Source organism: Dactylosporangium maewongense (assembly GCF_039531485.1).
Lineage (GTDB): Bacteria > Actinomycetota > Actinomycetes > Mycobacteriales > Micromonosporaceae > Dactylosporangium > Dactylosporangium maewongense.
Genome location: NZ_BAAAQD010000002.1, coordinates 480,506 through 506,146 on the forward strand (window position 1 = coordinate 480,506; position 25,641 = coordinate 506,146).

The window sequence follows — 25,641 nt, forward strand, 5'->3', positions numbered from 1 at the left end:
GCCATGGACACCGCCGCCGCCGCGCAGCTCTCGCACGCCCCTTCCGGTACACAGTGGACGATCGCCTCGGGCGGCCATGAGGCCGTCATCGTCGAGGTCGGCGGTGGCGTGCGCAGTTACACCGTCGACGGCGCCGACGTCGTCGCCGGCTACGCCGAGGGGGAGCACGCGGTCGGCTGCGCCGGCCAGGTCCTCGCCCCGTGGCCCAACCGCATCCGCGACGGGCAGTACGCGTTCGGCGGCGACCACCTGCAGCTGCCGCTGACCGAGCCCGAGCGTCACAATGCCATCCACGGCCTGGTCAACTGGGTCCGCTGGCGGCTCGTCGACGCCGCGCCCGACAGTGTGACCGTCGAGCACGACCTGGTGCCGCAGCCGGGGTACCAGTGGCCGCTGCGCCTGCGCACGACCTGGTCGGTCGGCGAGGGCGGCCTGCGGGCCGAGCACGAGGTGACCAACGTCGGCGCCGAGGACGCGCCGTTCGGGCTGGCCGCCCACCCGTACGTGCTGGTGCCGGGCGTCGCGGTCGACGACCTCACCCTGAAGGTCCCGGCCCGCAGCCGCCTGCTCGTCGACGCGCGTCTCCTGCCGATCGGCGCCGCCCGGGTCGCCGGCAGCGAGTACGACTTCCTCGACGGCCGCCGGCTCGGCGGCACCATCCTGGACACGGCGTTCGGCGAGGTGGTCCCCGACGCCGACGGCGGCTCGCAGGTCACGGTCACCGCCCCCGACGGCCGCGGCGTCACGGTCTGGGCCGACTCGTCGTTCGGCTGGTGGCAGGTGTACTCCTCCGACACGCTTCCCGCCGATCGGCTGCGCAAGGCGCTCGCCATCGAGCCGATGACCTGCCCCCCTGACGCGTTCCGGTCCGGGCGTGATGTGGTGACCCTGGAGCCGGGAGCGTCCTGGCACGGGGTTTGGGGGATCCGTGGAACTGTCTGAGGCGATCCGCCGGCGGCGGATGGTCCGAAACTACGACGCGTCGCGGCCGGTGGACCCGGCCGTGATCGACAAGCTGCTGGGGTACGCGACGCACGCCCCCTCGGCGGGGTTCTCGCAGGGCTGGGAGTTCCTGGTCCTGACCTCCGACGAGGACCGGGCCAGGTTCTGGGCGGCGACCTCCCCGCCCGACACGGCCACGACCTCGTGGCTGGACGGGATGAGCCAGGCGCCGGTGATCGTCGTGCCGCACAGCCACCGCGACGCCTACCTCTCGCGGTACGCCGAGCCCGACAAGGGCTGGACCGACCGCGACGAGGCCCGCTGGCCGGTGCCCTACTGGCACATCGACACCGGGATGGCGAGCCTGCTGGTGCTGCTGGGCGCCGTCGACGAGGGCCTGGGCGCGTGCTTCTTCGGCATCCCGCCCGCCTCCGACGCGGCCTACCGGGCGGCGTTCGGGGTGCCTCCCGAGTACACCCCGATCGGCGCGATGACCATCGGCTACCGGGCTCCGGACGTGAAGTCGCCGTCACTCAAACGGGGCCGCCGCGAGTCCGGCACCGTCACGCACCGCGGCCGCTGGGGGTCTTGAACACGCTCGGCGGCGATTCTGTCGCACCTAGTCGGTACCCTGACACGGTCAGGGGGGTGAGACGTTCATGATCTTCAAGGCGGTCCGCGACGGTCGGCCTTATCCGGAACATGGGCTGACGCTGAAACAGTGGTCCGAGATCCCGCCGCGCCCGGTGCGGCTCGACCAGCTCATCACCACCAAGCGGGAGCTGGCGCTCGACAAGCTCCTCGCCGAGGACTCCACGTTCTACGGCGACCTGTTCCCGCACGTGGTCCAGTGGGAGAACGGGCTGTATCTGGAGGACGGCCTGCACCGCGCGTTACGCGCGGCGCTGCAGCAACGCACCTCGATCCACGCACGGGTCCTCCAGGCCTGAGACCCGCGCCCCGGTGCGGGCGGGCCTTCGGTGCCAAGGGTCGGAGACGGTCGCCTTCGAGAGGCCGTCTCCGCCTCTGCACGTTCGCGTCCTGCTGTTTCGCACGCCCCACCGACGCGGCCGGTCCGCGGGGTTGACCGCTGCAGAACGGCCCCCCGGCTTGCCTTCCTCCCACATGCAAGGCCCGTGATCCAAGGACGAGTCCGGTCGCCCGAGCAGCCACCTGACGACTTGGATCACGCCCGCCGCGCCGAGCCTCGTGTCCGCTCGGCGGTCCGGCTCCCGTGCTGTGATCCAAGGATGGAACTGGTCGTCGGGGCAGCCGCCTGGCGACTTGGATCACGCCGGGCCGCGCCGAGCCTCGTGTCCGCCTGGGTGTTCCGCCGTTCGCCCGTGATCCAAGGACGGATCTGGTCGCGGGGGTGGCCGCCTGGCGACTTGGATCACGCCCGCGGCGTCGAGTCTCGTGCCTGCCCGGGTGACCCGCCGTCCGTGCTGTGATCCAAGGACGGGACTGGTCGTCGGGGTGGCCGCCTGGCGACTTGGATCATGCCGGCCGCGTCGAGTCTCGTGCCGGGCGGGGTGACCGCCGCGCGTGCTGTGATCCAAGGATGGGACTGGTTGTTGGGGTAGCCGCCTGGCGACTTGGATCACGTCGGCTGTGTTGAGCGTCGTGTCCGCCCGGGTGTTCCGCCGGTCGCTCTGTGATCCAAGGAGGGAATTGGGCGGTGGGGGTCGGCCGGCGAGTTGGGTGGCGAGTGCTGTCGGGTGGGGTGGTTTGGGGGGTTGGGCGGCGTCTGGGCGGGAGAGGTGGCGGCTGACTTACAGTGTTAGTTATGACGATGCGGCCTCTGGACCTGCTGGACGTTGACGCGCTGCACTCGGAGGAGGAGCTGGCGATCCGGGCCGTGGTGCGGCGGGTCGTCGACGACCACGTGCGGCCCAACGTGGCCGGCTGGTACGAGCGCGGGCAGGTGCCCGTCCGGGACCTCGCCAAGGAGTTCGCGTCCATCGGGCTGCTCGGCATGCACCTGAGCGGGTATGGGTGTGCCGGGGCCAGTGCCGTCGCGTACGGGCTGGCGTGTCTGGAGCTGGAGGCCGGCGACTCGGGTGTCCGGAGCCTGGTCAGCGTCCAGGGTTCGCTGGCGATGTTCGCGATCTGGAAGTACGGCTCCGACGAGCACAAGGACCGCTGGCTGCCCGGCATGGCCGCGGGCGACCTGATCGGCTGCTTCGGGCTGACCGAGCCCGACCACGGATCCGACCCGGGCGCGATGACCACCCGCGCCCGGCGGGACGGCGACGACTGGATTCTCGACGGCACCAAGATGTGGATCACCAACGCGCCGGTCGCCGACGTGGCGGTGGTGTGGGCGCGGACCGAGGCGGGGATCAGCGGGTTCGTGGTGCCGATGGACACGCCGGGGGTGACGGCGCGCGAGGTCAAGCACAAGTTGTCGCTGCGGGCCTCGTGTACGGGCGAGATCGTGCTGGACGGGGTGCGGCTGCCCGGGGAGGCGCTGCTGCCGGACGCGAAGGGCCTGAAGGCGCCGCTGTCGTGCCTGACCGAGGCGCGGTACGGCATCGTGTGGGGCGCGCTCGGGGCGGCCCGTGACTGCCTGCACACCGCGCTGGACTACGCGGGGGCGCGGGAGCAGTTCGGCCGGCCGATCGCCGGGTTCCAGCTGACCCAGGCGAAGTTCGCCGACGCGGCCGTCGAGCTGCAGAAGGGGTACCTGCTGGCGGTGCACCTGGGGCGCCGGGCCGACGCCGGGGTGCTCAAGCCGGAGCAGGTCAGCGTCGGCAAGCTGAACAACGTGCGGGAGGCGCTCGCGATCGCCCGGCAGTGCCGGACCGTGCTCGGCGCCAACGGCATCAGCGCCGAGTATCCGGTCATGCGGCACGCGGCCAACCTGGAGACGGTCCTCACGTACGAGGGGACGTCGGAGATCCATCAGCTGGTCATCGGGCAGAAGCTGACCGGGCTGGCGGCGTTCGGCTGAGATCGATTCGCGGCCCTTTGCGGACCCCTCTACCGTGATAGCAAGAAGATCCTCCCGGAGGAGTCAGCATGGCCCGCAACGACGAAACCGTGACCCCCGACGACTCGGACGACGTGCCGACGCAACGGCGCGGGTCGGACCCGAAGACCTCCGAATACCCCGCGATCGCGTCCGGGCCCGCTGACGACGCGCCGACCACCGGGAAGGGCAAGGGCTGGTCGCCGAAGATCGGCGAACCGGTCGACCCGCGTGGGCGCGATGAGCGGGACGCGCCGATCGTCGTGCCGGTCAAGGCCGGCGGCGGGGCGATGCGGGGCCTGTTCTGGCTGGTGGCGACGATCGGGCTGGTCGTCGCGCTGGTGCTGGGCGCGAAGACGATCGGCCTGTTCCCGGACCTGAAGAACCCGTTCGCGAAGGAGCAGACCGACCGCAGCGGCCCCGCGCTGCTCAAGTCCGTGCAGGACCTGAGCCAGTACGTGGCGGCCGAGGGCAACTTCGAGGTCATCGTCGACGTGCAGAAGGACCGCAAGTACATCCCGGACTTCCTGCTCAACGAGCGGATCCTGTTCGTGGCCGCCGGGTCGGTGGAGGTCTACGTCGACTTCGCCGGGATCGGCCAGGGCGCGGTGAAGGAGTCCGACGACCGGCGGACGGTCGAGATCACGCTGCCGGCGCCGCAGCTGCGGCCGGTGCGGATCAACAACGACCGCAGCTACGTCTACCAGGAGGACCGCGGGCTGTTCAACCGGCTGGCGGACGCTTTCAAGTCGGACCCGAACCGGCTGCAGGAGGTCTACAAGCTCGCCGAGGAGAAGATCGGCACGGCCGCCAAGGAGGCCGGTCTCAGCAAGCGGGCCGAGGAGAACACCAGGAAGATGCTGCAGCAGTTCCTCGGGGCTCTCGGGTACACGTCGGTGACCGTAAACTTCCCCGCGTCGTGAGCGGCGGCCGTCACTGCCAACTTTCCTACCAGTAGTTGTGTGGTAACACGCTGAACACTGGTCATTTACCCGATGGACCAACTTGCGTGCCCCTCGTCACAGTACTTGACTCGGGGTGACTGAGTTATCCGCGAATTGCACTGCTGACTCGGGGTGGAGGTGACGGTGGCTACCGTCGCACTCAAAGATGTGATGAAGGTCTTCGCCGACGGCACGGTGGCCGTCGACCGAGTGAACCTTGACGTGGGACAGGGCGAGTTCATGGTGCTCCTCGGTCCCAGCGGCTGCGGCAAGTCGACCTTGTTGCGCATGGTCGCGGGCCTGGAGGACCCCACCTCCGGTGCGATCATGCTCGACGGCGACCTCGCCAACGATCTCCCGCCGCGCGAGCGTGGGGTCGCCATGGTCTTCCAGGACTTCGCGCTCTATCCGCACATGACCGTCGGGGAGAACATCGGCTTCCCCCTGCGGCTGTCGGGGGTGGAGCCGGAGCCGCGCGCCGAGCAGGTCGCCGAGGTGGCCAGCGCGCTGGGCATCGGTGACGTGCTGGCCCGCAAGCCCGGGCAGCTGTCCGGTGGCCAGCGCCAGCGGGTCGCGATGGGCCGTGCCATCGTGCGCCGCCCGAAGCTCTTCCTCATGGACGAGCCGCTGTCCAACCTGGACAGCGGCCTGCGGGCGGAGCTGCGGGCGGAGATCTCCGGTCTCGTGCGTGAGCTGGGTGTCACCACCATCTACGTCACCCACGACCAGGCCGAGGCGCTCACGATGGCGGACCGGGTCGCGATCCTGCGCAAGGGCGTCCTGCAGGACGTCGGGACGCCGACGCAGGTGTACGGCCGGCCCGCCACGCTCTACGTCGCCGCGTTCCTGGGCAGCCCCCGGATGAACCTGCTGGAGGCCGAGGTCTACGTGCACCTCGACCGCCACATCGCGCTGCACATGGGTGACCAGGTGCTCCACCTGCCGTGGAACGATCTGCGCTCGCGCCAGGTCGCGCACTTCCACGGCGAGCGGATCGTCATCGGCGTGCGGGCCGAAGCGCTGACCCCGGTGCCGGACACGACCGGCGGCGACGTGCTGCGCGGGCGCATCCGGTACCTGGAGCACCACGGCCACGAGTCGCTCGCGTTCCTGGACATCGGCGCGACCGCGGTGATCGTCGACGAGATCGGCGCGCCGCCGACCGACATCCCGATCAACGGCGGCGGGCTCAAGCGCTTCGTCGGCAAGCTCACCGGCCGCGGCGGCTCGGAGGACCTGGAGCTGGTCGGCGCCGGCGGCGGCCGCAACGGGCGGCGCGCCCCCCAGCGCGACAGCGTCCTGAGCGACCCGGGCCGGCACCACCGTCGCCCGGCGGAGCTCGCGGTGCGCCTCGCGCCGTACCCGGCGGTCACGCACGGTCACCCACTGACCGTCGCTGTGCGCATGGAAGCGCTGCACTTTTTCGATGAAAGGGGACAACGCATCGATGTGGGGTGGCGCTGAGTGACGCGGCTGCTCTAGCCTGCGGCGAACTGGCCCTCCGACATAGGGGATGCTCCGATGGCGGCATACGGCACGACGGGCGGCGGTCAACAACCCGGGAGCGGACTGCTCATCATCGAGCGGATCCTCCGCGACCGGGAGTCGATCTGGCGCCAGATCGGTGAGGAGCGGGACCTCGGCAAGCTGACGTTGCAGATGCTCACCAGCTCGGTGCTGGCGCTCGCCTGCTACGGCGCGGTGCTGGGGGCTTCGCACAGCTTCGCTCAGGCGGGCCTGTCCGCGCTGAAGCTGCCGCTGCTGTTCCTGATGACGCTCGCGATCTGCCTGCCGACGCTGTACCTGTTCAACCTGGTGTTCGGCGCCAGGTTGCAGGTCCGGCAGGCACTCGCGCTGGTCATGGTCACGATCACGGTGACCGCGGTGCTGTCCCTGGCGTTCGCGCCGATCAGCCTGTTCTTCCTGCTGACGGCGTTCAGCTACTCGTTCTACAAGATCCTCAACGTGGCGATCCTGGCCATGACGGCGTTCGTCGGGCTGAAGTTCCTCACCAGCGGCATGCACGCGCTGAACGCCCACACGGCCACGGTCGCGGCGGCGCGGCGCGCGGAGCAGGAGGCGCGGGAGGCGCGGGAGCGGGCCGAAGCGGAGGCGATGGCCGAGCTGGCCGACGCGTCGCAGGACGCACCGGTGTCGCCGGCGCCCGCCGGTGCCGACGCCGCAGACGATGACAAGGCGGCTGTCCCGGCCGCGTCGGTGTCGGCCGGGGCCGCGGCATCGTCTCCGCAGGCCAACGGGGCGGTCCAGATCGCGGCGGCGCCGCCGGTGGTGTACCCGCCGAAGCAGCCGCTGCTGCTGCCCGACGGCCGCTACGCGTTCCCGGTGGCGCCGCCGCTCCCCACGCCGCGCACCGGGGCCGTCACGCTGGCGCCCGGCGAGCGCCCGGCCAGCATGACGCTGCTGCACGTGTGGATCCTGCTCTTCGGCTTCGTCGGCACCCAGCTCGCGTGGACGCTGCGACCGTTCGTCGGCGAGCCGCACGAGCCGTTCCAGGTGTTCCGGCCGATCGAGGGCAACTTCTACGTCAACATCATCCACACGATCGGCGAGCTCTTCTAAGTCTTGCTACCGGTCGGTAACCTCGGCGCATGACCGTTGATGCCAAGGTACTGGCGACCAACCTGATCTCCGCAGTTCCGTTCGCGCGCACCGTCGGAATCGAGATCACCGACGTGCGCGTGGACGGCGACGACATCAGCGCCACCGCCACGCTCCCGGACGAGGAGCGGCTGCACAACCACGTCGCCGGGCCGCACGCCGGCGCTATTTTCACGCTTGGCGAGACCGCATCCGGTGCCGTCGTGATGGCGGCGTTCGGCGAGCACCTCGCGCTGGGCACCCCGCTGGCGGTGCGGTCCGACATCGCGTACCGAAAGCTCGCCGCCGGGCCGGTCCAGGCCGTCGCCCGGCTCGGCCGGCCCGTCAGCGAGGTTCTGGCGGAGCTGGCCGCCGGCGAGCGCCCCGAATTTCCCGTCGCGATCGAGGTCACGAGGGCCGACGGCGCCGTCACGACCGAGATGACAGTGGTCTGGACCATCCGCCCCCATCGATGACCGGGCCGTTAACTACTGGAAGGTTTCTTGACTATTACGGAGCTGTGATGTGACCATTCTCGCCAGGCGCGAAGGGTGGTTGACGCATGGACGCAAGCACGGGGGACGACCTGGTCGGCATGGCGAACGCCGTGCTTCAGCCGGGATTCGTGGGCAAGGAGCCCCCGCCGTGGGTCCGCCGCCGCCTCGCCGAGGGGCTCGGCGGCGTCGTGCTCTTCGCTCGCAACGTCGTCGACCGTGACCAGGTCGCGGAGCTGACCGCGGCGCTGCGCGCCGAGCGCGAGGACGTCATCGTCGCCATCGACGAGGAGGCCGGCGACGTCACCCGCATCGATGCGCACAGCGGCAGCCCGTGGCCCGGCAACCTCGCCCTCGGCGCCGTCGACGACACCGCGCTGACCCGCGAGGTCGCCTGCCACATCGGCCGCGACCTCGCCTCGGTCGGCATCACCTTCGACTACGCGCCCGACGCGGACGTCAACTCCGACCCCAACAACCCGGTCATCGGCTCCCGCGCGTTCGGCGCCGAGCCCGAGCGCGTCGCCCGGCACACCGCCGCGTGGATCACCGGCCTGCAGGAGGCGGGTGTCGCCGCCTGCGCGAAGCACTTCCCCGGGCACGGCAACACCAGTGTCGACTCGCACCTGGACGTGCCGATCATCAAGGCCGGGCGGGCCGACCTCGACGCGACCGAGCTGGTGCCGTTCCGTGCGGCGATCGCCGCCGGCGTGCGCGCCGTCATGAGCGCCCACCTCCGCGTCCCCGCGCTCGACCCGGACCTGCCGGCCACCCTCAGCCCGCGGATCATGACCGACCTGCTCCGCGGCGAGCTCGGCTTCGACGGCCTGATCGTCACCGACGGCATCGAGATGCGGGCGATCTCCGACCGCTACGGCTTCGCGCAGGCCACCGTCCTCGCGCTCGCCGCGGGCGCCGACGCGATCTGCGTCGGTGGCGACCACGCCGACGAGGAGACGGCCAACCTGCTCCGCGACGCGATCGTCGCCGCAGTGCGCTCCGGCGAGCTGCCCGAGTCGCGGCTCGCCGACGCCGCCGCCAGGGTCGCGCGGCTCGCCGCCTGGTCGTTGAACGCGTCCCGCACGCCGCCGGACCCGCAGGCGGGCGCCCTCGGGCTGTCCGCGGCCCGCCGGGCGCTGCGCATCACCGCGCCCGACGCCACGTTCCCGCTCGCCGCGCCCGCGTACGTGATCGAGTTCCAGCCGGAGCTCAACTTCGCGATCGCCCCGGAGACGCCGTGGGGGCTCATCGCGCCGCTCGCCGAGCTGGTGCCCGACACCTCCGGGGTGCGGCTGTCCTCGGAGGAGGGCCTGCCCGACGCGTTGCGCTCGTCCATCGGTCGTCCGTTGCTGCTGGTGGTACGGGACCCGCACCGCTACCCGTGGATCACCGACGCGCTGAAGGCGTCCCTTGCCGTGCGCCCCGACGCGGTCGTGGTCGAGATGGGCGTGCCCGCCGCACCGCGGGGCGACCTGCACATCGCCACGTTCGGCGCGACGGCCGCATCCGGCCGGGCGGTCGCGGAGCTGCTCGCGGGGCGCTAGACCTGCCGCTCGGTGACTTCGCCGCTGCCCAGGGTCACGGCTCGCCCGTTGTTTCGTTGCGCGGTCTAGCATGCCGGTATGCCCCGCACTCGTGCTCTGCTGGCCGGTTTCACGGCCTTGCTCTTCGTCCTGACCGGCTGCACCAGCAAGTCCAAAGAGGACGACGCCGGGAAGGCGGATCCCAACCTGCCGGCCGCAGACGGGCTGCTCAAGGAGTCCGCGACCGCGATGGGCGGGATCACGTCCGCGAAGTTCCTCATCACCGCCGACGGCACCATCGCCGGCGTGGCGCTCAAGCGCGCCGACGGCGTGCTGACCAAGGAGGGCAACGCGCAGGGGACCGCCCAGGTCGAGCAGATGGGCGCGACGGTCGACATGGCCTTCACCATCGTGGGGCAGACCATGTGGCTGAAGGGTCCCACCGGCGACTACCAGCAGCTTCCGCTGGCCCTCGCGGCGTCGGTCTACGACCCGTCGGCGATCCTCTCGCCCGACCGCGGCATCGCCAAGGTCCTGGGCACCGCCACCAACGGCAAGACCGAGGCCACCGAGAGCGTCGACGGCCAGGAGGCCTACCGGGTCTCGACCGACAACTCCTCGCAGACCCTCGCCAACGTGGTGCCCGGCGTCACCGGCTCCGTGCCCGGCAAGTTCTGGATCGCCAAGGACGGCAAGAAGCTGCTGAAGGCCGCGTTCACCCTGCCCGCCGTCGGTGAGGCCAAGGGCGGCACGGTCACCATCACGTTCAAGGAGTTCGACGCCCCGGCCACCATCGCCCCGCCGAAGTAAGCAGATGACGTCGACTGCGCCCGCCTCCGGGGGCGGGCGGCGGCGGCTCGCCGTCAGCGTGGGCGGGGTGGCGGTGCTGCTCGCCGCGCTCGACGCCTACGTGATCGTCGGGGTCCTCACCGACATCATGGACTCCCTGCACATCGCCGACACCCGGCTGGAGCGGGTCACCCCGGTCGTGACCGGCTTCCTGCTCGGATACGTCGCCGGGATGCCGCTGCTCGGGTCGCTCTCCGACCGGTTCGGCCGCCGGGCGCTGCTGGTCGCGAGCCTGCTCGGGTTCGCCGCCGGCTCCGCGCTCACCGCCGCGTCCGGCGTGCTCACGGCCGCCTCCGGCGGCGAGATCTGGCTGCTCACCGGCGGCCGCACGCTGCAGGGCATCGCCGGCGGCGCGCTGCTGCCCGTCACCGTCGCCCTCGTCAGCGACCTGTGGCCCGACCGCGGCCGCCACCTGGTCCTCGGCAACATCGGGGCGGCGCAGGAGCTCGGCAGTGTCCTCGGCCCCCTGTACGGGGTGGCGGTCGCCGCCGCCCTCGGCACCTGGCGCGGCATCTTCTGGCTGAACCTGCCGCTCGTCGCGGTCGCGATCGTCCTCGTCTGGCGCACGGTGCCCGGCGGCCCGCCGCGGTCGTCCGCCCCGCGCAGGACCGACCTGGTCGGCGGGCTGCTCCTGGCGGTGGCGCTCGGCGCGGTGGTCGCCGCGCTGTACAACCCCGACCCCGAGCGCTCCGTCCTGCCCTCGTGGGGCTGGCCCGTCCTCGCCGGCGCCGCGGTCGTGACGGTGCTGTTCGCGCTGTGGGAGCGCCGGGCCCGCACCCGCCTGCTGGACCTGACCGGCGCTGCCAAGCTGCCGTTCTTCGCTGTCCTGGTGGCGAGCTGGTGCGCCGGCGTCGCCCTCATGGTCACGCTGGTCGACGTGGAGCTGGTCGCGCAGACCCTCCTGCGCAAGTCCGGCGTCGAGGCCACCCTGGTGCTGACCCGCTTCCTGGTCGCCCTCCCCGTGGGGGCGGTCCTGGGCGGCCTGCTGCTCCGCCAGTCCCGCCGGGCAGCCGTGCGGGACGTCCCTTCCGGCGCGGGAGCCCTCGACCTGGCCGCCGCTCCCGCTGGCGAGGGCCGGCTCACCCCGGGCGGCCCGGACGCGTGGGACAGCCCCGCCCGCCCCGGCGCCGCCATGCTCGGCGCTGCCGAACTTCCGGCCGTGGGCAGCCCCGATGCCGCCGGTGCTGGCGCCGGTGCTGCCGATGCCGGCGCTGGTGCTGCTGCCAGTGCCAGTGCCGCTGGCGGTGGCGGTGGCGGCGACGCTGGTGGTAGTGGCGGTGCTGGCGCCGGTGCCGCTGGCGGTGGCGGTGGCGGTGGTGATAGTGGCGGTGCTGGTGGGTGGGGTGCGGGGCGGGTGCGCGAGCGGGCGGTCGCCGTCGGTGGGCTCGTGCTGGCGGCGGTCGCGTATCTGCTCATCGCGGGCTGGCCGGAGGACGTGCTCGCCGCGCGGCACCTGGGGTTCCTGCCCCGGCTGGACACGGACCTGGCGCTCGCCGGGCTCGGGCTGGGGCTGGTCATCGCTCCGCTGTCGGCGGCGGCGCTGCGGGCGACCCCGGCGTCGCAGCACGGGGTGGCCTCGTCGGCGGTGGTCGTGGCACGGACGATGGGCATGCTGATCGGGGTCGCCGCCCTGACGGCGTGGGGACTGCACCGGTTCCACGAGCTGACCGCGAACCTCGACTTCCCGCTGGTCTTCGGCAAGCCGGCCGAGGAGCAGCGGCGGCTGATGTCCGCGTACGCGAACGCACTCCAGGACGCCCTACGCACCGAGTACCGCGAGATCTTCCTGATCACCGCGGCCGTCTGCCTCGCGGGCGCCGTCGCGGCCGCGTTCATCGGCGGCCCACGCAAAACCCCTCCGCCGCCCGGCTAGCAGCGGTCCGGAAGAGGTGGGGGAGGTGGGTCAGCTGTGGCCGGCGGAGCGGGCCAGGGTGCAGATGGCGATGAGGCGGACCGTGGGCCACTCGGCCTTCGACCAGTCGAGCTCCGAGGTCGGCGGCAGCTGCCACTGGGCCTCGATGAGAGCGTCGCGGACGCCGGTGGCGTAGCTGGCGAGGGCGACGGCGTTCGGGCCGTGCTCCGGGTCGCCGAGGGCGTCGCGGACCGAGGCGGCGTGCTGGTCGACCGCGGCCTGGAGGCCGGCCGAGGCGGCGGCGGCCGCCAGGCCGGACTCGCCGAGCCAGGTCATCAGGCCGTTCAGGGTCGCGCGGGCGGCGGTGTGGCGGGTGGCTTCGGCGAGGTCTTTGAACATGCCTCCGAGTTCGACCGGTCGGCCGGCCGGTTGACCGGCGAACCCGGAGCGCACCCGTGCGGACCTCAGTTGTAACTGGGCGACTTCGACTCGTCGGGCATCAGGACCCACAGCACGATGTAGATCACGAACTGCGGGCCCGGCAGCAGGCACGAGATGAGGAAGATGAGCCGCATGACGTTGGGCGACATGCCGAACCGGCGGGCGAGGCCGGAGCAGACGCCGGCGATCCAACGGTTGTCCCGGGGCCTGACCAGAGTGGACATTGCTGCTCCTTCGACGGGCGGATCGTTGTTGTAGCTCAACGGTATGAATGCCCGGGGCCGTCGCCCTCCAACCTTTGATGGAACTTCGGCGGCCGGTCCACTAGGGACCCACCCGCACGGGTAGCCGGTCGGTTGCCGACCGTTGCGGGCCAGTTGACCTGCTCACGAGCGCTGCGAGGCACCCGATACCAACTCCGTCAAGCTCACCGACGGAAGGTTTTCCCATCGTGACCCGGTTCCCTCGCCGTGCCACCATCCTCGCCGCCGTGCTGCTCGCGGCGCCGCTCGGCTTCACGCTCACCGCCACCGCCGCGACGGCCGCCCCCGCCGCCGCGCAGGTCGTCACCGCCGCCGGTGACGCGGTCGCCGGTGCGGACGTCACCGCCGCGGTGTCCAAGAAGAAGAATAAGAAGAAGAAGTCGACCGCCAAGAAGCCGGTCACCACGCCGACGAAGAAGCCGACCACCAAGCCCACCACCAAGCCGGTCACCACGCCCACCAAGACGCCCACCACCGCGCCCACGACGCCCGCCACCAAGCCGGTGGAGAGCAGCTCGCTGGAGAGCGAGGTCGTGACGCTGACCAACAACTACCGCAAGGCCAACGGCTGCGGCGCCCTGCGCATCGACTCGCGGCTGGTCGCGGCGGCGCGCAACCACAGCACCGACATGGTGACGAACAACTTCTTCAGCCACACCGGGTCCAACGGCAGCACGTTCGTGCAGCGTGAGGTCGCCGCCGGGTACACCACCGGGGCGTCGGCGGAGAACATCGCCTGGGGCTACCGGTCGCCGCAGGAGGTCGTCACCGGCTGGATCAACAGCGAGGGCCACCGGGCCAACATCCTCAACTGCAGCAGCGTCGCGGTCGGTGTCGGCCTCGCGTACAAGGCGGACGGGACCCCGTACTGGACCCAGGACTTCGGCCGCGTCTGAAAACCGTGTAGAAACACTGCGTGACCATTCGTAAAGCCGTGCTGTCGGCGGGCGTCGTACTGGCGCTCGCCGGCTGCGGCGACGACCCGGCGGGGCAGGGCAGTCCGCAGGACGCGAAGCGCAACGGCGCCGTCTACGACACCGCCGACATGTGCAGCATCGCCACCGACGACCAGCTCAAGGCCGCGCTCGGCGAGGCGCCGGGCACCAGGGAGCGCCGCGACACCGACTCGCTCAAGGCGTGCGCGGTCGACGGCGCCTCCGGCGACTTCTACCTGTTCCTGACGCTGGTCCGCCCCTCGTCGGGCGCCGCGCAGCAGGTGGCCTACGACAAGAACGCGGCGCAGGACGCGAAGTCGATCGACGCGTCGACGTTCTCGGTCGCCGGTGAGGGCGAGGCGTACGTGGAGGCCGCCAGCGGCGAGCTCGTCGTGCGCGTGTCGTTCGTGTACTACCAGGGCGGCGGCAGCATCACCGACGGGCCGGCCGTCGTCGCGCGGCTGCGCACGCTCCAGGAAGCGATCACCAAGAAAACGTAGGCCGATCACCGGAAGCACCTGGGTGGTTCACCCGGGCCGCCTAGCGTCGCGGCCCATGAGGAATCTCCGACGTGCCGGTGCCGGCCTGGGTATCGGCGTGCTGACGCTGGCCCTCGCCGCGCCGAGCGCTGAAGCACACGACACCTACGGCCGCGCCACCCTGACCGGCTTCGCCGCGCTGCCGGCGGCCACGTTCGTCTCCGCCAGCGACCCGTCGGGCTCGCTGCTGGGCGGCACGCCGTCCAACGGGATCACGCCGCCGTTCGCCGACCAGCCGGTCCAGGGCTTCAGCGGCATCGCCCAGCTTGGGGACGGCACGTTCGAGGTGCTCTCGGACAACGGCTACGGCAACAAGGCCAACAGCGCCGACTTCGTGCTGCGCATCCACCGGGTGGCCCCGGACTACGGCAACCACACGGTGGACGTGGTCGGCGGCATCAACCTCACGGACCCGAACGGTCTCGTGCCGTTCGCGCTGACCCGCCCCGACCGGGTGCTCACCGGCTCGGACTTCGACGTCGAGTCGATCCAGCGGGCGAAGGACGGCACGTACTGGATCGGCGACGAGTTCGGCCCGTACCTGCTGCACTTCGACCGCGCCGGGCGGCTGCTGCAGGCGCCGATCCCGCTCGACGGGGTCCGCGCGCCGGAGAACCCGGCCGGCAACCCGAACCTGAACAGCAGCAAGGGCTTCGAGGGCCTCGCCCAGTCGCCCGACGGCCGGAAGCTGTACGCGCTGCTGGAGGGCGTCGTCGCCGGCGACGCGCCCGGCGGCCTGCGGCTCAACGAGTTCGACGTCGCGTCCCGCGCGTACACGGGCAAGCGCTGGATCTACCAGCTGGAGGACCCGGCCAACGCGATCGGCGACGCGATCGCCGTCGACGATGACCGCTTCCTCGTCATCGAGCGCGACAACGGCCAGGGCGCGACCGCGAAGTTCAAGCGGATCTACCTCGCCGACAAGCGCGACCGCAACCGCGACGGCAAGCTCGACAAGACCCTCGTGGCGGACCTCATGAACCTCGCCGACCCGCGCCACCTCGGTGGGGACACGGGCACCTTCACGTTCCCGTTCCAGACCATCGAGGACGTCGTCATCCTCGACGACAAGACCCTCGGCGTGGTCAACGACAACAACTTCCCGTTCTCCAACGGGCGCACGCCGGGCCAGCCTGACAACAACGAGTTCATCACCATCCGGCTGACGGACCCGCTGCACGCCGACAAGCGCTTCCTGAAGTAAGCGCCTGAGGCGAGCAACAAGTAGGCGCCTACGAGGGGATCAGCGAGCAGACCGCCAGCAGGCGGAGCATCGCCCAGGTCGGGCGGGACCAGTCGTCGAGGGTCTCGCCCGCGTCCCTGGCGGCGTCGCGGATCGCCGCCGCGTAACCGGCGAGGGCCACCGGGTCGAGCAGCGTGCCACCGAGGGACTCGCGGACCGCGGCGGCGTGCTGGTCGACCCGCGCCAGCAGGTCGGGCCGCATGGAGACCGCCACACGGCCGGGGCGCCCGACGGCGGAGGCGAGCTCGGCCAGCCCGGCCCGGGCGATCCACGCGCGTCGACCGGACGTCAACTCATCGAAGGGTGCGCTCACGTTCGCGACCATATGCCCAGCATGCAACCGGTCGCAGCCCCGACGCGCCGGGTTTGACCCGATCGCCAGTTTCGTTCTGGCGACCGGTTGGGTAAAAGAACCCGCATGGCCGATCGCGACGAGAGCCCCGTTGAGCGTTCCGACCGGAATTGGACCGAATTGCTGCAGGAGCTGCGGGTCGCGCAGACCGGCGTGCAGATCTTGTTCGCCTTCCTGCTGACGATTCCGTTCAGCCAGCGGTTCGCGGAGATCACGGCCGTCCAGCGTGGAACGTACATCGTGACGCTGGTGCTCACCGCCCTGGCGACGCTGTGCCTGATCGCCCCGGTCAGCCATCACCGGATCCTGTTCCGCCGGGGGCGCAAGGAGCAGCTCGTCGAGACGAGCGACACGCTCGCGCAGATCGGCCTCGTGTTCCTGTGGCTCTCCGTGGTCGGCGCAGTGTTCCTCGTGTTCGAGGTCGTCGTCGCGGTCTCGTGGGCGATCGTGGCGGCCACCACGCTCGGGGTGTTGTTCGTGCTGGTTTGGTACGTGTTTCCCACCCTGAAACGCTAGGCAGCTTGAGTATTGACACCCTTGTGTGCGGTGAGACACAGTGGGAGCGCTCCCAATTCCCTTCCGCCACAAGGGGTGTCTGTGTGAAGCGCAAACTCTCGCTCGCCTTAGTCGCGGCGGTCCTGGTCGTGCCGATGACCGCGTCCGCCGCACTCGCCGATCCGGCCGAACAGCTCGTCAACGGCACCTTCGACAGCGGCACCGACCCGTGGTGGTGGACCGGCAACGCGCCGGCCTCCGTCGTGGGCGGGCAGCTGTGCGCGGCCATCCCCGCCGGGACCACCAACCCGTGGGACGCCATCATCGGGCAGAACGCCGTCAAGCTGCAGGCCGGCGAGTCGTACAAGCTCGCCTTCAAGGCCAGCGCCAGCACGCCGGTGACGATCCGGGCCAACGTCCAGCTCGCGGCGCCGCCCTATACCCAGGAGCTCTCCGCGGCACCGGCCCTCACCGCGGCGCAACAGTCCTACAGTTACACGTTCACCGCGGCGGCCGACACCGACGCGGGCCAGGTCGCGTTCCAGGTCGGCGGCAGCGCGACCGCCTGGACGCTGTGCCTCGACGACATCTCGTTGCAGGGAGGTGCTCCGCCGCCTGTGTACGTCCCGGACACCGGCCCCCGCGTGCGGGTCAACCAGGTCGGCTACCTCGCCGACGGCCCGAAGGCCGCCACCGTCGTCACCGAGGCGACCACCGGCCTGCCGTGGCAGCTGCGCAGCGCCGCCGGCACGGTCGTCGCCACCGGCACGACCACGCCGGCCGGGGTCGACGCCACCTCCGGCCAGAACGTCCAGACGGCCGACTTCAGCTCGTACAGGGTGAAGGGCGCCGGATACACGCTGACCGCCGACGGCGAGACCAGCGTGCCCTTCGACATCGGGGTCAACGCCGCCTACGAGAAGCTGCGCACCGACTCGCTGTCCTGGTACTACACCCAGCGCAGCGGCATCGAGATCCTCGACAGCATCGCCCCCGGCTACGGCCGCGCGGCCGGCCACCTCGGCGTCGCGCCCAACCAGGGCGACACGGACGTCCCGTGCCAGCCGGGCCTGTGCGACTACCGGCTCGACGTGCGCGGCGGCTGGTACGACGCCGGCGACCACGGCAAGTACGTCGTCAACGGCGGCATCTCGGTGTACCAGCTGCTGAGCACCTTCGAGCGGACCAAGGTCGCCGCCGGCGCCCGCGCGGACAAGCTCGGCGACGGCTCGCTGCGCGTCCCGGAGCACGGCAACCAGGTGCCCGACGTCCTCGACGAGGCGCGCTGGGAGCTGGAGTTCATGCTGCGGATGCAGGTCCCGGCGGGCAAGCCCCTGGCCGGCATGGTGCACCACAAGGTGCACGACGCCGCCTGGACCGGCCTGCCGCTCGACCCCGCCGCCGACCCGCAGCCGCGGGAGCTGCACGCACCGTCGACGGCCGCGACGCTGAACCTCGCCGCGACCGCCGCCCAGGGCGCCCGGCTCTTCCAGCCCTACGACAAGGCGTTCGCCGCGAAGCTGCTCGCCGCGGCGAAGACGGCGTACGCGGCCGCGGTCGCCAACCCGGCCCGCTACGCCCTCGTCACGGACGGCACCGGCGGCGGCGCGTACGACGACGACAACGTGACCGACGAGTTCTACTGGGCCGCGGCGGAGCTGTTCATCAGCACCGGCGAGAAGGTCTACCAGGACGCGGTCGTGGCGTCGCCGTGGCACACCGCCGACGTGTTCCGCCCGGAGGGCTTCGACTGGAAGTTCACCGCGACGGCCGGCCGGCTCGACCTCGCGACCGTGCCCAACGCGCTGGCCGACCGGGCGCGGGTGCGGCAGTCCGTTGTGGACGGTGCCCGCGGCTACCTGCAGACGCTGCGGGGCAACGCGTACAACATCGCCTACAACCCGTCCAACGGGAAGTTCGACTGGGGCTCCAACGGCCTGGTCGTGAACAACCTGGCCGTCATCGCCACGGCGTACGACATCAGCGGCGACACGGCGTTCCGCGACGGTGTCCTGACGGGCATGGACTACCTCCTCGGCCGCAACGCGCTCAACCAGTCCTACGTGACCGGCTACGGCGAGCGGGCGTCGCACAACCAGCACTCGCGGATGTACGCCCACCAGCTCAACCCGGCGCTGCCCAACCCGCCGGCCGGGTCGCTGTCGGGCGGGCCGAACTCCTCGATCCAGGACCCGGTCGCGTCGAAGATCCTGGCGGGCTGCAAGCCGCAGTTCTGCTACGTCGACGACATCGAGTCGTGGTCGACCAACGAGATCACGATCAACTGGAACTCGGCGCTGTCGTTCGTGGCGTCGTTCCTGGCGGACCAGGGTGAGGGCGGCGCGGTCGCGAAGCAGCCGTGCACCGTCACCTACACCAGGGTCCTGGACCTCGGCGGCGTCTACATCGCCTCCGTGACGGTCCGCAACACGTCCCGCCAGACGCTGAACGACTGGGCGCTGGGCTTCGCCTACACCGGCACGCAGAAGGTCGACCTCGCGGTCAACGGCACCGCGACGCAGACCGGCGCCTCGGTGAAGGTCAAGCCGTGGCAGAGCCGGCTGAGGCCGGGCGAGTCGACGACGATCCTGCTCGTCGGCAAGGTGGCGTGGGGTCCGAACGCGGCCCCGGCGGTCTTCACCTGCGGTTGATTGGGCGGCCGCATCGGATGGGGTGAGGAAAGGCGAGGGGCACCGGTCGCGATCCGACCGGTGCCCCTCGGCCTGTTCAGACCAGCCAGACGACCAGCGCGACGACCGCCGCGACGAGGATGACGACCGGCACCGCGATCTTCACGAGGTTCGTGGTCCCGGCGGTCTCCAGCAGGTTGACGGGTGCCGCGTCAGGACCGTCGATGACGCGGACGGCCTGCTGCGCGGGCGCGGTCGTCACGCCGTTCGCGTCGGGGACGGGAGCGGTCGGCAGAACCGCCTCGACCTCCTCCACACGATCTGCAGGCGAGGCCGCGGGGGTGGACTCAGCCAGCTGCGCCTCCAGGTTCGTCACGAACTGGCCGAGCAGCCGGGTGCTGATGTCGCCGATCGTGCTGCGGCCCATCTGCGCCAAGGGGCCCGCGATCGTCAGATCCGTCTCGACGGCGACCTTCGTCGATTCGCCCTCCGCCGTCAGCACCGCCGTGACGAGCGCCGACGCGCGGCCCTTGCCGGACGCGTCGCGGCCGCGGGCGTCGATCACCGCCCGGTGCGCCGCGTCGTCGCGCTCCTTGAAGGTGGCCACGCCCGAGAACTGGGCGGTCATCGGGCCGACCTTCACCTTGACCTTGCCGTGGTACTCGTCCCCCTGCACCGACGTCAGCTGGGCGCCGGGCATGCAGGGGGCGATCCGCTCCAGGTCGGTCAGCACTGCCCAGGTCTCTTCGAGGGGCCGGTGGACGACGAACTCATTGGTGAGCAGCATTGACGGTCACGTCCTTCGAGAATGGCCTTCGAGCGCGGCCAGGAGGGGGTCGAGAGCGGTGAGGGAGTGGGCGCTGACCACCGCGTCGCAGTAGGGCCACGCGGCGGCCATGCCACCGACGAGGGGCCGGTAGCGGGGGCTCTGGGTCCGGGGGTTGACCCACACGATCCGGTGGGCGAGGCGGGACAGCCGGGCCATCTCGACGCCGACCTGCGCCGGGTCGCCGGTCTCCCAGCCGTCGGAGACGATGAGGACGATCGCGCCGCGGGCCATCCCGCGGCGGCCGTAGCCGTCGTTGAAGGCCTTCAGCGCGGCCCCGATGCGGGTGCCGCCGGACCAGTCGGGGGCGGCCTGCCCGGCGCGGGCGAGCGCGACCGCCGGGCGGGTGCGGGCGAGCACCTTCGTGAGGCGGGTCAGCCGGGTTGCGAACGTGAACACCTCGGCGTGCGAGGTGCCGGCCGCGCAGTACAGCAGCTGCAGCATCGCCCTGGCGTAGGGCTCCATGGATCCGGAGATGTCGCACAGCGCGACGAGCCGCCGCGGCCGCAGCCGGGGCTCCCGGCGCATCAGCCGCACCGGATGCCCGCCCGAGCGCCTGGCCCGCCGCAGGGTGGCCCGGAGGTCGACGGCGGCACCGAGCGGCCTCGCGCGCATGCGGCGGGTCCGGCGCGGCGGGGTGGCGACGGCGAGCCGCCGCATCAGGTCCTGCAGCGCCGCGAGCTCCTCGGGCGTCAGCGTGGCGAAGTCGCGGGAGGCGAGCCGCTCCGCCGCGCTGCCGACGGTGGCGACCGGGATCTCGACCTCGCGGGCGGGCGCCTGCGAGGAGGACGGCGACTCCGACGACGGGCCCGCGCTGGAGAAGCCGCCGGACCTGGTGGTCGTGGACGTGCCGGTGGCGTTGGGGTCGCCGCGGAAGTCGGCCGGGTCGTCGGCGTAGCCGCGGAAGACCGCGTCGAAGACCCGGTCGAGGATCTCGAACTGCTCGGGGTGGCAGGTCAGCGTCGCCCGCGCGCAGCGGTGCAGCTCCGCGGTGGTGGTAGGTGCGAGGAGCGTGACGGCGCGGGCGAAGCGCTCGCCGCGGTCCGGTCCGACGGGCAGGCCCGCGTCGTGCAGCGCCGCGCCGAAGGCGGCGACGAGCCCGGCCAGGTCACCCCGTGGCAAGGTCCGCCAGTCCCGTCCGGCGGGCCAGCTCCTCGTCCTCGCGGTACTTCAGGACGGCGCCGAGGGTCGCGCCGGCGGACTTCTCGTCCAGGGGCAGGCCCAGCAGGCGCAGCGCGTTGGCCCAGCTGATCGCCTCGGCGACGCCGGGTGGCTTGGTGAGGTCCAGCCCGCGCAGCCGCGACACCGCGCCGGCGACCTGGGCGGCGAGGAGCTCGTCGGCGCCCGGCACCCGCTGCCGGATGATCGCCGCGACCCGGTGCGCGTCGGGGTAGCCGATCCAGTGGTACAGGCAGCGCCGCAGCAGCGCGTCGTGCAGGTCGCGGGTCCGGTTGCTGGTCAGCACGACGATCGGCGGCACCACGGCGGTCCGCGTCCCCAGCTCGGGGATGGTCACCGAGCCCTCGGCCAGGAGCTCGAACAGGAACGCCTCGAACTCGTCGTCGGCCCGGTCGACCTCGTCGATGAGCAGCACCGCCGGGCGCGGCCCGGGGTGCTCGATCGCGGCGAGCAGCGGGCGGCGCAGCAGGTACTCGGGGGCGAACAGGTCCGCCTCCCGGGGCACCTCGCCGCGCGCCTCGGCGAGCCGGATCCCCAGCAGCTGGCGCGGGTAGTTCCACTCGTACAGGGCCTCGGCGGCGCTGAGCCCCTCGTAGCACTGCAACCGGATGAGCGGGGTGTCCAGCGACGCGGCGAGGGCGCCCGCGGCGGCGGTCTTGCCGACCCCGGGCTCGCCCTCCAACAGGATCGGCTGGCCGAGCCGCACCGACAGGAACAGCGCCGTGGCGAGCCCCTGGTCGGCGAGGTAGCCCTGCTCGGACAGGCCGTCGACCAGCTCCTCGACCGACGCCGTCACAGGTACCGGGCCGGGTTGTCGATGAACGCCCGCCGGCAGCCGGAGCCGCAGAAGTAGTACATGGTGCCCTCGTGCTCGTACTGCAGCGCGTCCGGCGAGATCGCCACGTCCATCGCGCAGATGACGTCCTTGGCGACCGCGACCTTGGAGACAGCGGCCTTGGCGACCGGCTGGAGCAACGGCAGCTCGATCCGGCCGGGCGGCGGGGCGGTCTGCCGGGGCCGCTTGGAGATGACCTCGGCGAGAATGGACAGCGCGATCTCCGGCGCCGTCCGCGCGCCGATGTCCAGCCCGGCCGGCGCGTGGATGCGCGCCTTCTCCAGGTCCGTCAGCGGCAGTTCGCCGATGACCGCAAGAGCCCGCTTACGGCTGGCGACCAGCGCGATGTACGGCACGTCCGCCCTGACCGCCGCGGTGAGGGACTCGATCTCGTCGCGCCCGTGGGAGGCGACGACGACCGCGGACGCGTCCAGCGGCACCGCCGAAGCGGGCCCGCTGACCGCTTCCCAGCCGATGGATCGCGCGACGTCCACCATCGCGCGGGCGACGGGAGCCTCGCCTTGCACGTACACGAGCGGCGCCGGAATCATCGTCTCCAGGAAGATCTCGAGGGTCCCGCCGGACAGGCACGGGTTGGAGACGGTGAGCAGACCTTCCCGCTCGGAGGTGACGTCGGCGCCGTCGGGCGTGATGCGCAGCAGCGTCGACTCGCCCGTCTCCAGCAGCCGGAGCCCCTGGAGACGGACGGTCGACTCGGCGCAGGTGCCACCGACGAACCCCTCCATCGTGCCGTCCGGCAGCACGAGGGCGCGGTCTCCCGCCTTGGCACTGGTCGGCCGCTCGGCCCGCACGACCGTCGCGAGGACGAACGGGGTGCGGTCGGCGCGCAACCGGTCGGCGCGATGAAGGAGGTCGGTCATGAGATGGCGAGGTCCGTTCGGATCGGGCGGCCCTGCGTGGCGCGCCACACGTTGGACGGGGTGAGGGGCATGTCGGCGTGCCGGACCCCGAGGGGCTTCAGCGCGTCGAGGACCGCGTTGACCACGGCGGCCGGCGAGCCGACCGTCGCGGACTCGCCGACGCCCTTGGCGCCGATCGGGTGGTGCGGCGACGGCGTGACCGTCTCGCCGAGCTCCCACGACGGGCACTCCAGCGAGGTCGGCAGCAGGTAGTCCATGAGCGACGCGCCGAGGTGGTTGCCGTCCTCGTCGAACGCCATGAGCTGCATGAGCGCCATGCCGATGCCGTCGGCGAGGCCGCCGTGCACCTGGCCCTCGACGATCATCGGGTTGATCCGCACGCCGCAGTCGTCGACGGCGATGAACCGGCGGACCTTGACCTGGCCGGTGGCCGGGTCGACGTCGACGACGCAGATGTACGCGCCGAACGGGTAGGTCAGGTTCGGCGGGTTGTAGACCGTCGTCGCGTCCAGGTGGCCCTCGACGCCCTCGGGCAGCTCCAGGCTCGAGTGCGCGGCCATCGCGATCTCCTGGATCGTCTTGGCCTGGTCGGGGTCGCCCTTGACGAAGAACTTCCCCTTCTCCCACTCCAGGTCGTCCGGGGACACCTCGAGCATCGCCGACGCCACGATCCGGGCCCGGTCGCGGACCTTGCGGGCCACGATCGCGGTCGCCGCGCCGGAGACCGGCGTCGAGCGCGAGCCGTAGGTGCCGAGGCCGAACGGGGTCTGGTCGGTGTCGCCGTGCACGACGTCGATGTCGTCGGGCGAGATGCCCAGCTCCTCGGCGACGATCTGCGCGAACGTCGTCTCGTGGCCCTGGCCCTGCGTCTGCACCGACAGCCGCAGCACCGCCTTGCCGGTCGGGTGGACCCGCAGCTCGGCGCCGTCGGCCATGCCCAGGCCGAGGATGTCCATGTGCTTGCGGGGGCCGGCCCCGACGCCCTCGGTGAAGAAGCTGATGCCGATGCCCATGTACTCGCCGCGGCTGAGCTTGTCGGCCTGCTCCGCGCGGAGCTTGTCGTACTCGACCATGTCCATGGCGAGCCGGAGCGCGCGCGGGTAGTCGCCGGAGTCGTACTCCCAGCCGGTGGGCGTGGTGTACGGGAACTGCTCCGGCTTGAGCAGGTTCTTCAGCCGCAGCTCGGCCGGGTCCATCTTCAGCTCGAACGCCAGCACGTCGATCATGCGCTCGACGAGGTACGCGGCCTCGGTGATCCGGAAGGAGCAGGCGTACGCGACGCCGCCCGGGGCCTTGTTGGTGTAGACGCCGGTGACGTCGCAGGACGCCGCCTCCAGGTCGTAGGACCCGGTGAAGATGTGGAAGAAGCCGGCCGGGAACTTGGTCGGCTGGGCGGTGCCGTTGAAGGCGCCGTGGTCGGCGAGGACCTTGACCCGCAGGGCGCGGATCCTGCCGTCCTTCGTCGCCGCGATCTCGCCGCGCATGTGGTAGTCGCGGGCGAACGCGGTGGCCGTCAGGTGCTCGTTGCGGTCCTCCATCCACTTCACCGGCTTGCCGGTGACGATGGAGCCGACGATCGCCAGGACGTAGCCGGGGTAGATGCCGACCTTGCCGCCGAAGCCGCCGCCGATGTCGGGGGAGATGACCCGGATCTTGTGCTCCGGCAGCCCCGCGACGAGCGCGTAGACGGTCCGGTGCGCGTGCGGCGCCTGGGTGGTCGAGTAGATCGTCAGCTTGCCGCTGACCTTGTCGAAGTCGGCGACCGCGCCGCACGTCTCCAGCGGCGAGGGGTGCACCCGCGGGTACAGGATGTCCTCGCTGACCACGACCTCCGACGAGGCGAAGACCGCGTCGGTCTTCTCCGCGTCGCCGGCGGACCAGTCGAAGATGTGGTTGTCGGTCTTGCCCTCCTTGTCGTCCCGGATGACCGGGGCGTCCGGGGCGAGGGCCTGCTTCGCGTCCGCCACGACCGGCAGCGGCTCGTACTCGACCTCGATGAGCTCGAGCGCGTCCCGCGCGATGTAGTGGTTCTCGGCGACGACGAAGGCGACCTCCTGGTTCTGGAAGCGGACCTTGTCGGTCGCGAGCACGGCCTGCGTGTCGTAGGACAGGGTCGGCATCCACGCGAGCTTCAGCGTCTCCAGGACGGCACCCGTGATGACGGCCTTGACGCCCGGCAGCGCCTCCGCCGCGCTCGTGTCGATCGAGACGATCTTCGCGTGGGCGTACGGGCTGCGCAGGAACGAGCCGTGCAGCATGCCGGGCAGGTTGACGTCGTCGACGTAGTTGCCCTTGCCGCGCACGAACCGCGCGTCTTCCTTGCGGTGCATGCGGCCGAAGCCCATGGGGGTCTCGGTCACGGTCATGACGTCACCTCGGCCTTCGCTGCAGCCTCGTGCTCCGCCGCCCAGCGGACCGAGCGGACGATGTTCTCGTAACCCGTGCACCGGCAGAGCTGGCCGGAGATCGCCTCGCGGATCTCCTGCTCCGACGGGTCGGGGTTCTTGTCGAGCAGGCAGCGGGCGGTGAGCATCATGCCGGGGGTGCAGAAGCCGCACTGCAGCCCGTGGCACTGCACGAAGCCCTGCTGGACCGGGTCCAGGCCGTCCGCACGCTCGAGCCCTTCGACGGTGCCGACCTGCTTGCCGTCGGCCATCACCGCCAGGACGGTGCAGGACTTGACGGGCACGCCGTCCAGGGTCACGGTGCACACGCCGCAGTTGGACGTGTCGCAGCCCCAGTGCGTCCCGGTGAGGCCGAGCTCGTTGCGCAGGAAGTGCACCAGCAGCAGCCGGGGCTCCACGTCGCGGGTGTGGCTTTCGCCGTTCACCGTCACGGTGATCTGCATG

Annotated in this window: 25 protein-coding genes; 16 read left to right on the plus strand and 9 right to left on the minus strand. The window is 71.6% G+C overall.

Annotated features, from left to right (window positions below; all coding sequences use genetic code 11):
* Positions 1 to 3 precede the first annotated feature (3 nt).
* The 11 genes from ABD332_RS09065 (at position 4) to ABD332_RS09115 (ending at position 12,194) form a co-directional block, all read left to right on the plus strand.
* Entirely contained in the window at positions 4 to 942 is a 939-nt protein-coding gene (locus ABD332_RS09065; protein ID WP_344501337.1) for an aldose 1-epimerase family protein, read from the plus strand.
* A complete protein-coding gene (locus ABD332_RS09070) occupies positions 929 to 1,534 on the plus strand; it encodes a nitroreductase family protein (protein ID WP_344501338.1) in 606 nt (201 codons plus the stop codon). The genes ABD332_RS09065 and ABD332_RS09070 overlap by 14 nt, the downstream gene beginning before the upstream one ends.
* A gap of 67 nt (positions 1,535 to 1,601) precedes the next feature.
* Positions 1,602 to 1,892 carry a type II toxin-antitoxin system VapB family antitoxin gene (locus ABD332_RS09075; RefSeq protein ID WP_033364898.1) on the plus strand — a complete coding sequence of 97 codons (291 nt, stop codon included), beginning with the start codon at positions 1,602 to 1,604 and terminating at the stop codon, positions 1,890 to 1,892.
* Between the two features lie 842 nt (positions 1,893 to 2,734).
* Positions 2,735 to 3,895: an acyl-CoA dehydrogenase family protein gene (locus ABD332_RS09080; RefSeq protein WP_344501462.1), complete on the plus strand. Its 1,161-nt coding sequence runs from the start codon at positions 2,735 to 2,737 to the stop codon at positions 3,893 to 3,895.
* Between the two features lie 68 nt (positions 3,896 to 3,963).
* Positions 3,964 to 4,836, plus strand: a complete 873-nt coding sequence (locus tag ABD332_RS09085) for a DUF4230 domain-containing protein (protein ID WP_344501339.1) — start codon at positions 3,964 to 3,966, stop codon at positions 4,834 to 4,836.
* Positions 4,837 to 5,001: 165 nt separating this feature from the next.
* Entirely contained in the window at positions 5,002 to 6,321 is a 1,320-nt protein-coding gene (locus tag ABD332_RS09090; RefSeq protein ID WP_344501340.1) for an ABC transporter ATP-binding protein, read from the plus strand.
* 57 nt (positions 6,322 to 6,378) lie between these two features.
* Positions 6,379 to 7,437: a hypothetical protein gene (locus tag ABD332_RS09095; protein WP_344501341.1), complete on the plus strand. Its 1,059-nt coding sequence runs from the start codon at positions 6,379 to 6,381 to the stop codon at positions 7,435 to 7,437.
* Between the two features lie 29 nt (positions 7,438 to 7,466).
* Positions 7,467 to 7,931, plus strand: a complete 465-nt coding sequence (locus ABD332_RS09100; protein WP_344501342.1) for a DUF4442 domain-containing protein — start codon at positions 7,467 to 7,469, stop codon at positions 7,929 to 7,931.
* Between the two features lie 86 nt (positions 7,932 to 8,017).
* The gene (locus ABD332_RS09105; protein WP_344501343.1) at positions 8,018 to 9,493 is read left to right on the plus strand and encodes a glycoside hydrolase family 3 protein; all 1,476 of its coding nucleotides are present in this window, start codon (positions 8,018 to 8,020) and stop codon (positions 9,491 to 9,493) included.
* A gap of 78 nt (positions 9,494 to 9,571) precedes the next feature.
* Complete coding sequence (locus tag ABD332_RS09110) at positions 9,572 to 10,282, plus strand: LppX_LprAFG lipoprotein (RefSeq protein ID WP_344501344.1); 711 nt, start codon at positions 9,572 to 9,574, stop codon at positions 10,280 to 10,282.
* Positions 10,283 to 10,286: 4 nt separating this feature from the next.
* Positions 10,287 to 12,194: an MFS transporter gene (locus ABD332_RS09115; RefSeq protein WP_344501345.1), complete on the plus strand. Its 1,908-nt coding sequence runs from the start codon at positions 10,287 to 10,289 to the stop codon at positions 12,192 to 12,194.
* Positions 12,195 to 12,224: 30 nt separating this feature from the next.
* On the opposite strand, the gene ABD332_RS09120 is transcribed toward ABD332_RS09115, so the two are convergent.
* Both ABD332_RS09120 and ABD332_RS09125 read right to left on the minus strand, forming a co-directional pair.
* Entirely contained in the window at positions 12,225 to 12,572 is a 348-nt protein-coding gene (locus ABD332_RS09120) for a DUF6401 family natural product biosynthesis protein (RefSeq protein WP_344501346.1), read from the minus strand.
* Positions 12,573 to 12,637: 65 nt separating this feature from the next.
* Positions 12,638 to 12,838, minus strand: coding sequence for a PspC domain-containing protein (locus ABD332_RS09125; RefSeq protein WP_344501347.1), 201 nt, complete (start codon positions 12,836 to 12,838; stop codon positions 12,638 to 12,640).
* A 227-nt stretch (positions 12,839 to 13,065) separates the two neighbouring features.
* Here ABD332_RS09125 and ABD332_RS09130 point away from each other — a divergent pair, with 227 nt between their 5' ends.
* Genes ABD332_RS09130 through ABD332_RS09140 form a run of 3 tightly spaced genes read left to right on the plus strand, consistent with a single transcriptional unit; the run spans position 13,066 to position 15,555 of the window.
* Positions 13,066 to 13,773, plus strand: a complete 708-nt coding sequence (locus ABD332_RS09130) for a CAP domain-containing protein (protein ID WP_344501348.1) — start codon at positions 13,066 to 13,068, stop codon at positions 13,771 to 13,773.
* Positions 13,774 to 13,793: 20 nt separating this feature from the next.
* Positions 13,794 to 14,312, plus strand: a complete 519-nt coding sequence (locus tag ABD332_RS09135; RefSeq protein WP_344501349.1) for a hypothetical protein — start codon at positions 13,794 to 13,796, stop codon at positions 14,310 to 14,312.
* Between the two features lie 55 nt (positions 14,313 to 14,367).
* On the plus strand, positions 14,368 to 15,555 hold the full coding sequence (locus tag ABD332_RS09140; protein WP_344501350.1) for an esterase-like activity of phytase family protein: 1,188 nt from the start codon (positions 14,368 to 14,370) through the stop codon (positions 15,553 to 15,555).
* A gap of 28 nt (positions 15,556 to 15,583) precedes the next feature.
* On the opposite strand, the gene ABD332_RS09145 is transcribed toward ABD332_RS09140, so the two are convergent.
* On the minus strand, positions 15,584 to 15,907 hold the full coding sequence (locus ABD332_RS09145; protein ID WP_344501351.1) for a DUF6401 family natural product biosynthesis protein: 324 nt from the start codon (positions 15,905 to 15,907) through the stop codon (positions 15,584 to 15,586).
* Positions 15,908 to 16,012: 105 nt separating this feature from the next.
* Here ABD332_RS09145 and ABD332_RS09150 point away from each other — a divergent pair, with 105 nt between their 5' ends.
* Positions 16,013 to 16,462, plus strand: coding sequence for a DUF6328 family protein (locus ABD332_RS09150; RefSeq protein ID WP_344501352.1), 450 nt, complete (start codon positions 16,013 to 16,015; stop codon positions 16,460 to 16,462).
* A 134-nt stretch (positions 16,463 to 16,596) separates the two neighbouring features.
* Positions 16,597 to 19,092 carry a glycoside hydrolase family 9 protein gene (locus tag ABD332_RS09155; RefSeq protein ID WP_344501463.1) on the plus strand — a complete coding sequence of 832 codons (2,496 nt, stop codon included), beginning with the start codon at positions 16,597 to 16,599 and terminating at the stop codon, positions 19,090 to 19,092.
* A gap of 76 nt (positions 19,093 to 19,168) precedes the next feature.
* Here ABD332_RS09155 and ABD332_RS09160 read toward each other — a convergent pair whose 3' ends face one another.
* Genes ABD332_RS09160 through ABD332_RS09185 form a run of 6 tightly spaced genes read right to left on the minus strand, consistent with a single transcriptional unit; the run spans position 19,169 to position 25,640 of the window.
* A complete protein-coding gene (locus ABD332_RS09160; protein WP_344501353.1) occupies positions 19,169 to 19,858 on the minus strand; it encodes an SRPBCC family protein in 690 nt (229 codons plus the stop codon).
* 6 nt (positions 19,859 to 19,864) lie between these two features.
* Entirely contained in the window at positions 19,865 to 21,019 is a 1,155-nt protein-coding gene (locus tag ABD332_RS09165) for a vWA domain-containing protein (protein WP_344501354.1), read from the minus strand.
* On the minus strand, positions 21,006 to 21,872 hold the full coding sequence (locus ABD332_RS09170) for an AAA family ATPase (protein WP_344501355.1): 867 nt from the start codon (positions 21,870 to 21,872) through the stop codon (positions 21,006 to 21,008). The genes ABD332_RS09165 and ABD332_RS09170 overlap by 14 nt, the downstream gene beginning before the upstream one ends.
* Positions 21,869 to 22,792 (minus strand): XdhC family protein, encoded by a 924-nt coding sequence (locus ABD332_RS09175; RefSeq protein ID WP_344501356.1) that lies wholly within the window; start codon positions 22,790 to 22,792, stop codon positions 21,869 to 21,871. Before ABD332_RS09175 ends, ABD332_RS09170 begins: the two co-directional genes overlap by 4 nt.
* Positions 22,789 to 25,158, minus strand: coding sequence for an aerobic carbon-monoxide dehydrogenase large subunit (locus ABD332_RS09180; RefSeq protein ID WP_344501357.1), 2,370 nt, complete (start codon positions 25,156 to 25,158; stop codon positions 22,789 to 22,791). Before ABD332_RS09180 ends, ABD332_RS09175 begins: the two co-directional genes overlap by 4 nt.
* Positions 25,155 to 25,640 carry a (2Fe-2S)-binding protein gene (locus ABD332_RS09185; RefSeq protein ID WP_344501358.1) on the minus strand — a complete coding sequence of 162 codons (486 nt, stop codon included), beginning with the start codon at positions 25,638 to 25,640 and terminating at the stop codon, positions 25,155 to 25,157. Before ABD332_RS09185 ends, ABD332_RS09180 begins: the two co-directional genes overlap by 4 nt.
* Position 25,641: the final 1 nt, after the last annotated feature.

Excerpts from the sequence above, each read along its gene's own strand:
- ABD332_RS09065 (WP_344501337.1), top strand. The coding sequence starts at position 4 with ATGGACACCGCCGCCGCCGCGCAGCTCTCGCACGCCCCTTCCGGTACA.
- ABD332_RS09075 (WP_033364898.1), top strand. The coding sequence starts at position 1,602 with ATGATCTTCAAGGCGGTCCGCGACGGTCGGCCTTATCCGGAACATGGG.
- ABD332_RS09080 (WP_344501462.1), top strand. The coding sequence starts at position 2,735 with ATGCGGCCTCTGGACCTGCTGGACGTTGACGCGCTGCACTCGGAGGAG.
- ABD332_RS09085 (WP_344501339.1), top strand. The coding sequence starts at position 3,964 with ATGGCCCGCAACGACGAAACCGTGACCCCCGACGACTCGGACGACGTG.
- ABD332_RS09095 (WP_344501341.1), top strand. The coding sequence starts at position 6,379 with ATGGCGGCATACGGCACGACGGGCGGCGGTCAACAACCCGGGAGCGGA.
- ABD332_RS09100 (WP_344501342.1), top strand. The coding sequence starts at position 7,467 with ATGACCGTTGATGCCAAGGTACTGGCGACCAACCTGATCTCCGCAGTT.
- ABD332_RS09105 (WP_344501343.1), top strand. The coding sequence starts at position 8,018 with ATGGACGCAAGCACGGGGGACGACCTGGTCGGCATGGCGAACGCCGTG.
- ABD332_RS09110 (WP_344501344.1), top strand. The coding sequence starts at position 9,572 with ATGCCCCGCACTCGTGCTCTGCTGGCCGGTTTCACGGCCTTGCTCTTC.
- ABD332_RS09115 (WP_344501345.1), top strand. The coding sequence starts at position 10,287 with ATGACGTCGACTGCGCCCGCCTCCGGGGGCGGGCGGCGGCGGCTCGCC.
- ABD332_RS09120 (WP_344501346.1), bottom strand. The coding sequence starts at position 12,572 with ATGTTCAAAGACCTCGCCGAAGCCACCCGCCACACCGCCGCCCGCGCG.
- ABD332_RS09125 (WP_344501347.1), bottom strand. The coding sequence starts at position 12,838 with ATGTCCACTCTGGTCAGGCCCCGGGACAACCGTTGGATCGCCGGCGTC.
- ABD332_RS09140 (WP_344501350.1), top strand. The coding sequence starts at position 14,368 with ATGAGGAATCTCCGACGTGCCGGTGCCGGCCTGGGTATCGGCGTGCTG.
- ABD332_RS09150 (WP_344501352.1), top strand. The coding sequence starts at position 16,013 with ATGGCCGATCGCGACGAGAGCCCCGTTGAGCGTTCCGACCGGAATTGG.
- ABD332_RS09155 (WP_344501463.1), top strand. The coding sequence starts at position 16,597 with ATGACCGCGTCCGCCGCACTCGCCGATCCGGCCGAACAGCTCGTCAAC.
- ABD332_RS09160 (WP_344501353.1), bottom strand. The coding sequence starts at position 19,858 with ATGCTGCTCACCAATGAGTTCGTCGTCCACCGGCCCCTCGAAGAGACC.
- ABD332_RS09175 (WP_344501356.1), bottom strand. The coding sequence starts at position 22,792 with ATGACCGACCTCCTTCATCGCGCCGACCGGTTGCGCGCCGACCGCACC.
- ABD332_RS09180 (WP_344501357.1), bottom strand. The coding sequence starts at position 25,158 with ATGACCGTGACCGAGACCCCCATGGGCTTCGGCCGCATGCACCGCAAG.
- ABD332_RS09185 (WP_344501358.1), bottom strand. The coding sequence starts at position 25,640 with ATGCAGATCACCGTGACGGTGAACGGCGAAAGCCACACCCGCGACGTG.